The organism is Psychrobacter sp. NZS113 (assembly GCF_015864825.1).
GTDB lineage: Bacteria > Pseudomonadota > Gammaproteobacteria > Pseudomonadales > Moraxellaceae > Psychrobacter.
The window spans coordinates 642,187-656,621 of record NZ_JADYWL010000001.1 but is presented as its reverse complement, the minus strand read 5'-3'; the positions used below and the strand labels follow the sequence as shown (position 1 = coordinate 656,621).

The following is a 14,435-nucleotide window of genomic DNA, read 5'->3' as shown; positions in this document are numbered from 1 at the left end:
TTGATAAACCAACTATCATGAGCAATATACCTATTATTATATTAGCAATTAAGCAGTAATAACTCAGCATAAATCCCAGTATTATATTGAACATTGAGCCTTGTATCCGGTTTTGAACCGACACACAAACCTACCCTTTAAAAAGATACCTTCTATGACTGATAAAAGTACCGACACACCAAGCCAAGACTACAAAGACACGTTAAACCTTGCAGACACACCTTTTGCGATGCGTGCAAATCTCGCCAAACGTGAGCCAGATTGGCTGGCAGCTTGGGAAGCAGATGATGTGTATGGCAAAATTCGCCAAGCGCGTATCGGTGCTCCTAAGTATATTTTGCACGATGGCCCTCCATACGCTAACGGTCAGATTCACTTAGGTCATGCGGTTAACAAAGTACTAAAAGATATTATCGTAAAGTCAAAAACCTTGTCAGGCTTTGATGCACCTTACGTACCCGGTTGGGACTGTCACGGTCTGCCAATCGAACAAAAAGTCGAAGCCAAGGTCGGTAAAGTCGGCAAAAAAGTCTCAGCAACAGAGTTTCGTGGTCTGTGCCGTGAGTATGCGAGTACGCAAATTGAATTGCAAAAAACTGACTTCAAACGTTTGGGTATCTTTGGCGATTGGGACAACCCTTATCTGACCATGAACTTCCATCAAGAAGCCAATATCGTGCGCGCATTGGCCAAAATCTATGACAATGGTCACGTCACTCGCGGTATGAAACCCGTCAACTGGTGCTTGGACTGTAGCTCTGCACTGGCAGAAGCCGAAGTCGAATACCAAGATAAAGTATCAGACGCCATTTACGTAAGCTTTGATGTGCTCGATACTGACAAAGTGGCTGCATTGGCTAACTTAGGCAATATCGCCGCCATCATTTGGACAACGACCCCTTGGACGTTGCCTGCTAACCAAGCCATTGCTGTCAGCCCTGACAGCGACTATAGTGTCGTCGCGACTGAAAAAGGCAACTTTTTATTGGCGGCCGACCTTGTCGAAACGGCAGTCGTAGAACTTAAGTTAGAAAATAAAGGCATCCTAGCGACGGTATCAGGAAGCGAGCTTGAAGGTCTGCGTGCCCAGCATCCATTGATTGAAGATCGCCAAGTACCGCTTATCTTAGGTGATCACGTGACCACTGATAGTGGTACTGGCTTAGTCCATACGGCTCCCGGTCATGGTCTAGACGATTATATCGTGGGTCTTAAATATAATTTACCAGTTGAAAACCCAGTTAGTGGTACTGGTGTTTATTTAGAAAGCGCAGCCGTATTCGCTGGCGAGCACATCTATAAGGCAAATCCACAAATCATCGCCGCTTTACAAGACAATGGTCACTTAATCAGCCATACCAAAATTGAACACAGCTATCCACATTGCTGGCGTCATAAGTCACCAATTATCTTCCGTGCAACGCCGCAATGGTTTATCAGCATGGAAGCCAAAGGCCTACGTGATCGTGCGCTTGCTGACATTCCTTCAGTCAACTGGACGCCAGCATGGGGTCAGAACCGCATCGAATCTATGATGAATGGTCGTCCAGATTGGTGTATCTCACGTCAGCGTACATGGGGTGTGCCAATTACTTTCTTTACTCACAAAGAAACAGGCGAATTGCATCCAAACACGCTTGAGCTGATGGAAGTCGCGGCACAAAAAATCAATGAAGGTGGTGTTGAAGCTTGGTTTGATGCCAGCTGTGAAGATTTCTTAGGCGCAGAAGCGGCTGACTATGACAAAGCGACTGATACCTTAGACGTATGGTTTGACTCAGGCACGACGCATTTTGCGGTACTTGATCAGCGTGATGAGTTGACCAATCCAGCTGATATGTATCTAGAAGGCTCTGATCAACATCGTGGTTGGTTCCAGACCTCACTGCTAACGTCAGAAGCCATGTACGAGCGCCCACCGTTTAAGCAAGTATTGACCCATGGTTTTGTGGTCGATGAAAACGGTCGCAAGATGAGTAAGTCACTTGGCAACATCATCACCCCGCAAGAAGAAATCAATAAAACAGGCGCTGATATGCTGCGTTTGTGGATTGCTTCTAGCGACTATCGTTATGAGATGAGCGCAGGTAAAACGGTATTCAAAGGCGCGATCGATATGTATCGCCGTATCCGTAATACCCTACGTTTCTTGCTAGCCAACACCGACGACTTTGACCCAGCGACCAACAGTGTTGATATCAATGAACTGGTTAGCCTTGATAAATTCATCATTGAGCGCGCACAGACAGTACAGGCACAAATCATCAGCGCTTATGATGCAATGGACTTTCACCAAGTCACTCAGCATATCACTGCGTTTTGCTCGCAAGATTTGGGTAGTTTCTACTTAGACATCATTAAAGATCGTCAATATACGACACAAACTGATGGTCAGCCGCGTCGCTCTGCGCAAACAGCTATCTATCATATCGTTCAGGCACTTATTCGCTGGATTACACCGATCTTGTCATTTACTGCGCAAGAAGCCTGGGAAGTGTTGCACGGTGCTGATAGCTATGTCTTTACCGAAGGCTGGTATGAGTTCCCCGCTCTTGAGCTAAGTGCTATTAGCAATGATGACTGGCAACGTATCATGCGCGCCAAAGACATGGTGAATAAAAATATCGAAACCGCACGTGGTGAGAAAATCATCAATGCCAACCTATCTGCTGATGTGAACTTATATGCTGATGGTGCGATGCATGAGAGCTTAGCCAAACTTGGCGAAGAGCTGCGTTTTGTACTCATTACCAGTAGTGCCACCTTAAAACCAATGAGCGAAGCACCTGCTGAAAAAGTAAATCTAGAGGGTCAAACTGAAGGTAATGCAGAAGAATCTACAGATTTAGTGGTAGATATCAGTGCCGCTACTGGCACCAAATGCGTACGCTGTTGGCATATCCGTGATGACATCGGCACAGATAGCGCGCACCCTGATTTATGCGCACGCTGCGTAACCAACGTCAGCGGTAATGGCGAGGTGCGTCATTATGCCTAACTCAACAGAACCAGCGGAAAATAAGCAGGCTAATATTCAGAGCGATGGTTCACCTGAGCCAGCTCATGCGACGACGGGTAGCTCGTCAACGCCTAAAGGTCGTCTGACCAAGACACCAAAAATTCTCGCTAATGGCAGCCGCGCCTTTACGTGGTACTTACTATCGTTGGTCGTAGTTATCATCGATCAGTGGACGAAATGGTTGGCTGAAACCAAGCTGACTTTTCATGAGCCAGTACCGGTGATTGAGCCGTTCCTTAATTGGACATTGGCATATAACTATGGCGCTGCTTTTAGCTTTTTAGCAGATGCTGGCGGTTGGCAGAAGTGGTTTTTTTCAGGATTGGCATTATTGATGTCACTGTTCTTAATTGGCTATTTGATTAAAGCGCCACGCACAGCCAAGTTGCTATCTACAGGCTTAGCATTGGTACTAGGCGGCGCAGTTGGTAATCTAATCGATCGTCTGCTACATGGTCACGTCATCGATTTCATCCATGTACATAATGCCGATGTCTGGCATTACCCTATCTTTAATATCGCGGATATGGGTATCAGTATTGGCGTGGTAATGATTGTCATTGATATGCTGTTCTTGGAAAAGAAGCGTGAAATGCCGCGAGCATAATTGAAGACAGTTAAATAAACCAGTTTGACTTATAAATAAAAAAGGTGGATTACGAATGCGTAACCCACCTTTTTTATTATCTTTATACTTGCTGCCTAATACTTATGAGTTATAGCAATCCTTTTAAAGTCTCTAACCCACCACCACCTGCCAATATAAACAACAACCCTGCCATATTAATGACGACAGTCAAATAATACACGGCACGGAATTCAGCCTTTTGCGACTTATGGCGCAAATAAGTCTGTGCAACCATGGCTCCCACCCAGCCGCCAAGCGCACTGAGTAGATGTAGCGTCGACTCGGGTGTACGCCAGTTACCACTTTGAGCGGCGGCTTTATCTTTGGCATACATCGCATAAGTGATAATGCCCAATGCGGCATACCAACCAACCACTAGCCAATTCAGTTTATCCATGACCACTAATAAGATTAAGACACCATAAAACCCAGCACCTAAAAACAATCGTTTCTTTTGCCCTGCTTCAAAATCAGCTTGTGCACTACGCTTATGATTACGCTGACGAATTTGCTTGTTTTTTTGTGCCATTTTCTGCTGTACAAATTTGAGCTCTTGCACATCTTTTGCCTGCATGCGTCCTTGATTGTCTTGCCCAAGCGTAAAAACCACTTGCTCACCGACATCCGGACGACGATGCGCTTTAAACTCATTGATATGAAAGAATACAGAGTCACTATTCTCCGTTTGGATAAAACCAAAACCTTTATCGTCTTGCCACTTTTTAATGTGGCCTTGCTGTTTACTAGCCATCAATATGCCCGCTCTCTCTTAAATTCGCTAAATACGTAGTCAATCTCATATAAATCAAATACGCTTTCATACTTGCTCATCCGACGAGTTGTAGTAGTTTCACTCGACTTCCTCGTATCTAAGCTGTCTTAAACCAACTATAGTACACTATTTGCGTTACACTTTTTACGCTTACATAATCTGTCAGATGACTTATCATTTCTCATATTATTTTTTGATTTAATATCCCAATTTCGCAACAAATGGCCTTTGACTATGACCGACTCACAATTTATCAATCCCAACGAAGATACCCGTATCACTCACGGCAGTCTTGTAAAGCTACACTTCGAAGTATCACTAGAAAATGGCACGGTGATTGATTCTACCTTTAGCCGTGATACCCCTGTGACCTTGACCATTGGTGATGAAAGCTTGTTACCAGGCTTTGAACAAGTGCTGATGAACCTACGTGCTGGTGATACACGTTCCGCTCACCTTGAGCCAGAGCAAGCATTTGGCGATTGGAATCCTGATAATATTCAGCATTTTAGCCGTACCCAATTTGCACTAGTCGCTGACAATCCAGAGATTGGTATGATGGTAGAGTTTGAAGACAAAGGCAAAAACACCTTGCCTGGTACGATTAGCGCCATCGATGATGATCAAGTCGAAGTAGACTTCAATCACCCACTCGCAGGGCAATCACTACTGTTTAAAGTAAAAGTGTTTAAGGTAACACCACCTGGTGTCACTGGTATCAAATTGATGTAGTCATTCAATGGCTACCAAAACGCTTTAGACGTTCATTAAGATAAGAACTAGCGACGATAAAAACAACCAAAAAGGAGACTTGCATGCAGTATCAAACGCTACCGCAGCTCGATGAAAAAGTATCTAAAATCTGTCTAGGCACGATGACATGGGGACAGCAAAACACTGAGTCCGAAGCGCATGAACAAATGGACATGGCATTGAGCGAAGGTGTGAACTTTTGGGATACGGCGGAGATGTATCCATCGCCACCAGATAAAGACAAGCAAGGCGACACAGAACGTTTTATGGGCACTTGGTTTAATAAAACCAAACAGCGTGACAAAGTCATTCTTGCTAGCAAAATATCACCGATGGGGTTTTTGCGTGATGGTCAGACGCGCTTCAACGCTGAGCATATCAGCAGTGCTATCGATGACAATCTTGCCCGCTTGCAAACAGATTATATCGATATTTACCAACTGCATTGGCCTGAACGCCAAACGAACTTCTTTAGTCAGCTTGGTTATACTGAAGAGATGGCAGCGCAACCGCTAGATGATTTGACACCTTTTTTAGAGACCATTCAAGCGCTAAACGATGAGATTAAAAAAGGTCGTATTCGTGCTTATGGTCTATCGAACGATACTGCATGGGGACTCATGCGTTATCTTTGGGAAGCGGATAAAAATGGTTTAATACCACCTCTTACCGTGCAAAACCCTTACAGTCTATTAAACCGCTTGTATGAAATCAATATGGCGGAGATTGCTCATCGTGAGAATGTTGGTTTACTTGCCTATTCTCCCCTCGGCTTTGGTGTATTGTCAGGTAAATATCTTGATGGTAAGCGCCCAGCAGGTGCTCGTCTGACCATGTATGATCGCTTTGCCCGCTATACTAATGAAGAGGCAATATCAGCCACTGAGCAATACGCCAAAATAGCTGCTGATGCCGGTTTAGATATGGCGCAAATGGCCTTAGCTTTCGTTAACTCACGCTCGTTTGTCACTAGTAATATTATTGGGGCAACTACGCTCGATCAGCTTAAATCTAATATCGATAGTGCCAATCTGACGCTAAGCTCAGATGTGTTAGAAGCGATTGAGGCGGTACATACGCAACATCCAAATCCTTCACCTTAACTCAGTCTGGTTTATAGCTATTTAAAAGAAAAAGGCGCCAATCGCGAGCACTGTCACTGCGATTGGCGCCTTTTTTATGTCTGCTCACTTATCAATTAAAGCAAGCCTGATACTTAAGAAAACTTATGCTTTAGATACTTTTTCTTGAGCCAGCTTTTCTTGAACCAGTTTTTCTTGAGATGCTTTTGTCAGTACTCGCGAATGTAGTTCAGCCAAGCCTTCTTGCATACGTGCTTGCAATATGTTGGTGAGCTCACTCTTATTCAAGCCTTTAGGATCTATCGACTCAAGTGGCAGTACATAAGCCGTCACGTCTTTACTATCCAGCACTTTTTTTAAGCTGTCTTTCATCGTCAGTTTACCATAATAAGGCAATTCTTCACTCAACGTACCATCTTTATTGACATAAGCAATTACGAGAGGACGCACAGGAACATCAGCATCTATCGCTGCCTGCAATAGTGTGCCATGTATACGCTTGATTTTTTTGCCATCGGTAGTGGTTGCCTCCGGAAAAAAAATAACCGAAAACCCCTTGCTTAGGAAGTTGGCAATTTGTGCAGCAACTGATCCTGAATCACCGGAGCCACGCTCAATAAACACCGTACCTGCTGCATGAGCCAGTTTACCAAATACTGGCCAATCACCGATTTCTGCTTTGGATAAGAAAAAAGCAGGACTCAAAGTCCCTACTACAGGAATATCCATCCACGACACGTGATTAGATACCCACAGACCATGATGCTGCTCTACTCGCTCGACTGCAATGACTTTTACACCAAAAGAGCCTGCCATCTTTCGGCAAAAGGTCTGGATATAGCGCGGTAGCGTTTCGCGTGGTGGCTGTCTAAAAGCACCGATACGTTGAGCAGCACGCAGTCCGCCAGCGATAGTGGTGGTCATGCCAGCGATTTGTTTACCGCGACCGAATTGTTGTCTGAGTGAAAAGCCTGACTTAGATTGGCTCATCTGTATCCCTCGTGGTTAAAAATATATGATTGTATATCTTAGATAAACGCAGTGAGTATAACAAAATTTATGAACTCAGTGATGATTTGTTCACTGAGTTATCAAGTGCTTTTGTTGGTATTTTATTCAGCCACCTACTCTGTAACATAAAAATATCGATATTTATACGAATACGCTTTAACATCAAGTGATAAGACCATATATAGAAGGTCATACAAAAGCTATTTCGACGTTTGTTAAAACGTTTATTAAATTGATAATAGCGATATATCTACTTTATTAAATAGGTGACACTCTTTGGATTATTTTGAAAGACATGAAGGTGGCGAACGCGCCATTATAGTACATTTAGACATCCGCCAAATTCAAGATCCTGACGATTTGGGTGAATTTGAGCTGTTGGCAGACTCAGCCGGTGCAGATCGCTTGGCACTGGTCACAGGTTCGCGTGCACGTCCCGATGCCAGATATTTCGTTGGTAGCGGCAAAGCAGAAGAGATAGCAGAATTGGTGCGCGAGCATGATGCAGATATCGTGCTTTTTAACCACAGTTTGTCGCCCTCACAAGAGCGTAATATCGAAGCGTTGGTCAAATGTCGTGTATTAGACCGTACGGGTCTGATTTTGGATATTTTTGCTCAGCGTGCTCGTACTTATGAAGGTAAGCTACAGGTTGAGCTGGCACAGCTGAATCATTTATCGACACGTTTGGTCCGTGGTTGGACGCATTTGGAACGTCAAAAAGGTGGGATTGGTCTGCGTGGACCAGGCGAGACTCAGCTTGAGACGGATCGTCGCTTGCTACAAGTGCGCGTCATGCAGCTTAAAAGTAGAATTGAGAAAGTCAGACAGACACGTGCGCAAGGTCGAGCCCGTCGCCAAAAATCAGACGTGCCGACCATTTCGCTTGTCGGTTATACCAATGCCGGCAAGTCCACTTTGTTTAATCGTTTGGTCGATGAAAACATCTATGCTGCTGATAAGCTGTTTGCAACGCTCGACCCAACGCTACGCCGCTTAGATTGGCAAGGTGTGGGGCGTGTGGTATTGGTCGATACGGTGGGTTTTGTCCGTCATTTGCCACATGAGTTGGTCGAGTCTTTCCATGCCACACTAGAAGAGACGCTAGAAGCAGATTTATTATTACACGTTATCGATTCTTCTAGCGAAGACATGCATGAGCAAATTCAGGCGGTCAAAGACGTATTAGCTGAAATTGATAATGATGTGCCGGTACTCAATGTCTACAACAAAATCGATTTAACTGATGAGCCTGCACGTATCGGCTATGCTAGCGAAGGTGAACCTAACCGCGTCTATGTTTCTTCTAGAGAGAACTTGGGCATGGAAGAACTATCATTAGCCGTGCAGCAGTTACTCACGGGCACACTGACCACGTTTGATTTGACGCTCCCTTATCATGCAGGGCAATTAAAAAACACCTTGTACGAGCTTGGCGTTATTCAGGAAGAAACCTATGATGACAGTGGTCACGAATGCTTAACGATTCGCTTACCAAGCGATAGATTGAGACAACTACTTGGTCAAGTGGATCTAGATCCAGTAGATGTACTGCCGCTTGCTCAAGCAACGCTACTGATGCCTGTACTTGAAGAGTTTGAGCAGCCTGATGACGTTGAAGAGCTGACAATGACTGAAGCAGAAGAAAAAGCGTTTGACGAATTTGATGCGCTGAATACTGAAGCAGAAAATCTATCGAAATAGCTAAATTTTAAAACAATGTTTTAAGCATTTAAGTTATAGACAATAAGAGGATGATATCAATCGATATCATCCTTTTTTGTGTGACATATATCGTAATAATTGATATCTAGTCCAAACAACAAGGCACGGTATTACCTTATAGACTTTATTAGTTTGTCTACTCTGTATATAATCGCCTGTTATACATTCAACAAACATTGATAGATAGGACACGCTTAGTTACGGCGTTATCACCTGTACTGACTTTGCGCTCATTCTATTTATCTCTGACTTGGCCAGTATTTCTTATGAAATCTACTCATCTCTCTAATATGCCTCTATGGCTCGCAATCGTCCTGACTTTAGCGATAGTCATCCTTGTCCGTGAATCAGCCGTTGTCATCTGCCAGTGGGCGGGCATCGAAAAAGCCGCCAATATTGTCGGGCTGGTCGCTATGTTTTGTATTTTAATGGCGTGGCGATTGCTCAAAGGCTTACCAAGTTGGCTAACACAAGCCAGTAATACCTTATTGGTCGATAGTGGCTTTGCTTTCTTACCCGTCTCTGCTGGTGCAGGCTTGCTACTATTTGCCTTAGGTGATGAGCTATGGGGCGTGATGATAACAATGATTATCAGTGTGCTGATTCCACTGTGGGGCTTGGCGATTCTTTCAAATCGCTGGCTAAATAACAATGTCGGTACTAGCCCTACCTCTATTGAAAAGCACAAATAATAGCTGTGAGCAATATGAACAAGGATAAGTTATGAGTTTTGACAGTCTATTTGTGACGACCCTAGCAGCTATCGTATTAACCTTGGCAGCGCATGTCATTGCTCGATTGCTGGCACGTAAGATTTCATGGTTGCCAATGGTGATTACCGCATTAGCGCTTGTTCTTTTATTCTTGTTTCTTTTGCAATGGGATTACAATGATTACTATAGTGCGGCAAAGCCCGTATTTGATCGTCTGTTAGGCTATGTCACCGTATTATTGGCAGTGCCTTTGGCAGCGATGAGCTTTAAAGGGTTACCAGTCAAAAAGCTCATGTTAATCGTCACCATTGCGAGTCTCGTGGGTGCATTATTACCCATGTCATTGGCGTATCTGTTTTCGTTAAGTCACGACACCATACTCGCCTTTGCGACACGTTCAGTGACCACGCCGATTGGTCTGAGTGTCGCCGATTTGATTGGAGCTCCCCTTGCCTTAGCGAACTTAATTATCATTGTCTCAGGGCTTATCGGTGGGGCTTTAGCGCGCTTTTTGTTTCGTGGTATCGATGATGACCGTGCCAAAGGCCTAGCGCTTGGCTTAGCTGCTCATGCCTTTGGTACTGTGGAGGCCTGGCAAATCAGTCATACTGCTGGGCGTTATGCTGCATTTGGATTGGCAGTAAACGGTCTGGTAACAGCCATCTGGGTACCTATTTTCATCAGCGCAATCGTCAGTTAAATCCTCAATAGTATGATAGGGGCTGAACTAGTTACTTAGGACAGCCCCTACTGTTTTCCAGTATTTAAATACAGTTGATTCAATTTAAAAGTAGTACAAGGCCACCGAGCGTAGATATATATTAAATACTTCAAGCGAGGTTAACGCAGTAATGCCTTTATAGTGGAATGACTATAGTCTATTGCTTAAAAGCCCCTTTCTCAAAAGCTTCTCGCTCAGCAGTCCATTGCTCAAATTACCTGAGCGATCTTTTAGGGCCAATTTTTCATGGGTATAAAGCCATATAAATACTGACCTACTGGCTTAAAACACAGACTAAAAAATCATAGCATATTGATTTTTATAAAGTTATCCCAAGATATAACCTCTATTTTTACATCTTATTTTGACAATCCTATGCGTTGAAAAGTTATTGTATGCTATAGTAAACAACTATTATTTTTTGTATCTATTACGAGTGGTTTCTAGTTAAACGTGGTTTTTCTAGGTTGCTATATTCCTTATAGCTATAAAATCCGACAAGCCCAATAACCGCTTAAATGCGAAAAACGAAGCGCCTATAGGCAAAGTAATTTGCTATTACTCGATAAAAAGTGATAACCCTATGATAAACGTTGCAACCTTAGTGACTCGCTGCTTGTCTCCTATTTTTTTGACCACTGTTGTTCTATCAACTTTATCCGTTCATGCTCAAGCTGAGAACATAACGATTTATAAGGATAAAAGTGGGAAAGTATTAATGACTAACGTCAATCCCAGTGGCAATTTTGATCAATTTACTAAAAAAGTGCAGGTTAATTACTACAAAAGCTCTAAGTTGTATGATGGCAGTAATAACGGTTATAGCAGCAATAATGATTACGGTAGCAGCGCTGCTAGCAACAGTGGCACCCGCAACGCTTATGATAGCTATATTCGTGACTCTGCCCAACGTCATGGCGTAGATCCTGCCCTCATGAAAGCAATGATGCATACAGAATCAGCTTTTAATCCAAACGCGCGTTCACCAGTCGGTGCCCAAGGTTTGATGCAGCTTATGCCAGCGACAGCTCGCCGTTTCAAAGTGAGCAACCCTTGGAACCCTGCTGATAATATTGAAGGCTCAGCCAAATATATCGCTTGGCTCATGCGCCGTTTTGACAATAGAATTGAGTATGCAGTCGCAGGCTATAATGCGGGTGAAGGAAACGTCGATAAATATGGTGGCATCCCTCCTTTTAAGGAAACACAGAACTATGTTAAAAAAGTCATGAGTCGCTACCATAGCTTATATAAAAATGACTCAGGGCTATCTGGTGCGAGCATGAGCGCCAGTAACCAAACTAGTAATACGAGCGGTGGTCTAAAAAATGTCAGTTATGGCACTAGTAGTAACAATGCCAGTTATACCAATTCTGCTTATGCTGCCTTACGTTAAACGATAAATATGATGTACAAAGAGTCAGACATAAAAAAGCCCGTTAATTGATTAACGGGCTTTTTTATACTTGGAGACTCTATCTTATAGTTGAATTCAAATAATTACGATACAAGGAAACCGAGTGCAAGCTATACATTAGTATGGTTAGCGAGGATGACGATGTAGCGGATTTATATGGATTTAACTATACCTCTTATAATGTAGGTGATAGAGTCAGACTATGAATGCTGAATAAAATATTACCCTACACTCACAGCCATTTCCAATATAAAAGCTTACTTGTTGGCTGCTTGAGTAGCCGCAACTTCAGCTGCAAAATCTTCTTGCTTCTTCTCGATGCCTTCGCCGACTTCTAGACGTTTGAAACCAATTACTTTTACGCCTTCAGCTTTTAATACGTCACCAACTTTTTTATCGTTGTCCATAACGTACGGCTGACGCAATAAAGTAACTTCTTCTAGGTACTTACGTAGGCCACCTTCGATCATTTTTTCAACGATGTTATCAGGCTTGCCAGACTCACGAGCTTTCGCTTCAATGATGTCTTTTTCACGCGCTAACAAATCAGCAGCAACGTCTTCGTCATCAACCGCAACAGGGTTGAATGCAGCGATATGCATGGCAAGGTTTTTACCAGTGTCTGCAGCGCCGCCTTCGAAAGAAACCACTACACCGATACGTAGACCATGACGGTATGCAGCGATGTTTGCACCTTCAAGTACTTCAACACGGCGGATCTGAATGTTCTCACCGATTTTTTGTACTAGTGATACACGTGCTTCTTCAACGCTTTGGCCATTACCATATGGTAATTCAGCGATAGCAGCAACATTAGTTTCGTTGTTTTCTAAAGCAATGCTAGCTACTTGCTCTGCAAACGCATTGAAGTTTTCGTCTTTTGCAACGAAGTCAGTCTGACAGTTAACTTCTAACAAGAATGCTTTGTTTTCACCTTGAGCGATGATGATTGCGCCGTCAGCTGCGATGTTACCCGCTTTTTTAGCTGCTTTAGCTTGACCAGATTTACGCAAGTTATCAATGGCAGTTTCAACATCGCCGTTTGATTCTTCTAACGCTTTTTTACATTCCATCATGCCAAGACCAGTACGGTCACGCAATTCTTTTACCATTTTGGCAGATACTTTTACTTCTGACATAAGAGTCACCTTAGTATTGTTATGTGAGGTACAGTTAAGTCCATATAAATCCGCTACATCGTTGTATCAGAATTATTTGAATTCAACTATCGTGCTTAACTTTTGCTGATGTTGCTTTACTGTTTAGCTATACAATCAAGTTGTACGATGTCGCTCTTGTCGTGAGGAAAGCACTTATTATGTCGTTATCACAGGAACTGTATATAGCGACAGAAGGTATAGACGATAATACTCGTCTATTAGTGAGCTATCCATCAACAACAAGGCATGACGAGTAAAACTACATCATGCCTATTGTAAGCTTGTACGCTGTTAATAACATTATAAGGATGCTGATAGCAGTACTATCAAGTTATCCTTACAACATTAAACCCTTCGGGTCAGCTATTTATTCTGCTGGAGTAGCAGCTTCTTCTGCAGCTGGAGCTTCTTCAGTAGCAGCAGGTGCTTCTTGCTCAGCTTTGCCGCCAGCTTGAGTTTGTGCGTATTCTTTACCGGCAATGATAGAATCAGCCATAGAAGTAACATACAAAGTCACAGCACGGATAGCATCATCGTTAGCTGGAATGATGTAATCAACGTTGTCTGGGCTAGAGTTAGTATCAACGATACCGATAACTGGGATACCCAAGTTCTTGGCTTCTTTGATAGCGATCGCTTCATGATCTACGTCTACAACAAAGATAGCGTCAGGTAGGCCACCCATGTCTTTGATACCACCTAGTGAACGCTCAAGTTTTTCCATATCGCGAGTACGCTCTAACGCTTCACGCTTAGTTAGCTTAGCGAAAGTACCGTCTTCTGCTTGCTTCTCAAGCTCTTTTAGACGATTGATTGACTGGCGTAGAGTTTTCCAGTTAGTCAACATACCACCTAACCAGCGATGGTCAACGTATGGCATGCCAGCGCGAGCAGCTTGCTCACGGATGATGCCGCTTGCAGCGCGTTTAGTACCAACAAACAATACTTTGTTTTTCTTAGCAGCTAGGCCGTTTACGTAAGTCAATGCTTCGTTAAACGCTTTTACTGTGTGCTCTAAGTTGATGATGTGAATCTTATTACGTGCACCAAAGATGTATGGTCCCATTTTTGGGTTCCAAAAACGTGTTTGGTGACCAAAGTGAGCGCCGGCTTGTAGTAAGTCGCGCATTTCGATTTTGGTTGGATTCTTTGTAGCCATGTGAAATATTCCTATTGGTTGGGTTATGCCTCCACATCACAAAAACTGCCTATTTAGCGATACGCATCTGCTAACGGTTAATGCTTATTGGGACAACACTAACTTTTTTGCAAATTAATCAAGTCGCCAAACACCCAGCAATTCTTTGCCATGATGTGTGTGTCATTGGTTGGTTTAAAAAAGAAGCTATGATCAGATTTCAGAAATATTCTCAAACCTAAACTATAAATCAAATTATAAAATAGCTGCGCAGTATTTTATCATATAACTTACTG

12 protein-coding genes are annotated in these 14,435 nt (G+C 43.2%); 8 read left to right on the top strand and 4 right to left on the bottom strand.

Features of this window, described 5'->3' with window-relative positions; all coding sequences use genetic code 11:
- Positions 1-154: 154 nt before the first annotated feature.
- Positions 155-2,998 carry an isoleucine--tRNA ligase gene (gene ileS, locus I6E61_RS02750; RefSeq protein ID WP_197129347.1) on the top strand — a complete coding sequence of 948 codons (2,844 nt, stop codon included), beginning with the start codon at positions 155-157 and terminating at the stop codon, positions 2,996-2,998.
- Positions 2,991-3,626, top strand: a complete 636-nt coding sequence (gene lspA, locus I6E61_RS02745; protein ID WP_197129343.1) for a signal peptidase II — start codon at positions 2,991-2,993, stop codon at positions 3,624-3,626. The genes ileS and lspA overlap by 8 nt, the downstream gene beginning before the upstream one ends.
- 109 nt (positions 3,627-3,735) lie before the next feature.
- Here lspA and I6E61_RS02740 read toward each other — a convergent pair whose 3' ends face one another.
- Entirely contained in the window at positions 3,736-4,398 is a 663-nt protein-coding gene (locus tag I6E61_RS02740; protein ID WP_197129340.1) for a cold shock and DUF1294 domain-containing protein, read from the bottom strand.
- A gap of 255 nt (positions 4,399-4,653) precedes the next feature.
- On the opposite strand from I6E61_RS02740, the gene I6E61_RS02735 reads away from it, so the two are divergent.
- Positions 4,654-5,151 (top strand): peptidylprolyl isomerase, encoded by a 498-nt coding sequence (locus tag I6E61_RS02735; RefSeq protein WP_197129337.1) that lies wholly within the window; start codon positions 4,654-4,656, stop codon positions 5,149-5,151.
- 83 nt (positions 5,152-5,234) lie between these two features.
- Positions 5,235-6,275 (top strand): aldo/keto reductase, encoded by a 1,041-nt coding sequence (locus I6E61_RS02730; RefSeq protein ID WP_197129334.1) that lies wholly within the window; start codon positions 5,235-5,237, stop codon positions 6,273-6,275.
- A 123-nt stretch (positions 6,276-6,398) separates the two neighbouring features.
- Here I6E61_RS02730 and I6E61_RS02725 read toward each other — a convergent pair whose 3' ends face one another.
- Entirely contained in the window at positions 6,399-7,244 is an 846-nt protein-coding gene (locus tag I6E61_RS02725) for a 1-acyl-sn-glycerol-3-phosphate acyltransferase (RefSeq protein WP_197129331.1), read from the bottom strand.
- A gap of 297 nt (positions 7,245-7,541) precedes the next feature.
- On the opposite strand from I6E61_RS02725, the gene hflX reads away from it, so the two are divergent.
- The 4 genes from hflX to I6E61_RS02705 all read left to right on the top strand — a co-directional run bounded on the left by hflX (position 7,542) and on the right by I6E61_RS02705 (position 11,820).
- Entirely contained in the window at positions 7,542-8,969 is a 1,428-nt protein-coding gene (gene hflX / locus I6E61_RS02720; RefSeq protein WP_197129328.1) for a ribosome rescue GTPase HflX, read from the top strand.
- A 287-nt stretch (positions 8,970-9,256) separates the two neighbouring features.
- A complete protein-coding gene (locus I6E61_RS02715; protein ID WP_197129310.1) occupies positions 9,257-9,682 on the top strand; it encodes a CidA/LrgA family protein in 426 nt (141 codons plus the stop codon).
- Between the two features lie 31 nt (positions 9,683-9,713).
- Positions 9,714-10,403 carry an LrgB family protein gene (locus I6E61_RS02710; RefSeq protein ID WP_197129307.1) on the top strand — a complete coding sequence of 230 codons (690 nt, stop codon included), beginning with the start codon at positions 9,714-9,716 and terminating at the stop codon, positions 10,401-10,403.
- Positions 10,404-11,007: 604 nt separating this feature from the next.
- Positions 11,008-11,820, top strand: a complete 813-nt coding sequence (locus I6E61_RS02705; RefSeq protein ID WP_197129303.1) for a lytic transglycosylase domain-containing protein — start codon at positions 11,008-11,010, stop codon at positions 11,818-11,820.
- A gap of 278 nt (positions 11,821-12,098) precedes the next feature.
- Here the strand turns inward: I6E61_RS02705 and tsf are convergent, their stop codons facing one another.
- The gene (tsf, locus tag I6E61_RS02700; protein ID WP_197129301.1) at positions 12,099-12,980 is read right to left on the bottom strand and encodes a translation elongation factor Ts; all 882 of its coding nucleotides are present in this window, start codon (positions 12,978-12,980) and stop codon (positions 12,099-12,101) included.
- A gap of 388 nt (positions 12,981-13,368) precedes the next feature.
- Positions 13,369-14,160, bottom strand: coding sequence for a 30S ribosomal protein S2 (rpsB, locus tag I6E61_RS02695; protein ID WP_110921724.1), 792 nt, complete (start codon positions 14,158-14,160; stop codon positions 13,369-13,371).
- Positions 14,161-14,435: the final 275 nt, after the last annotated feature.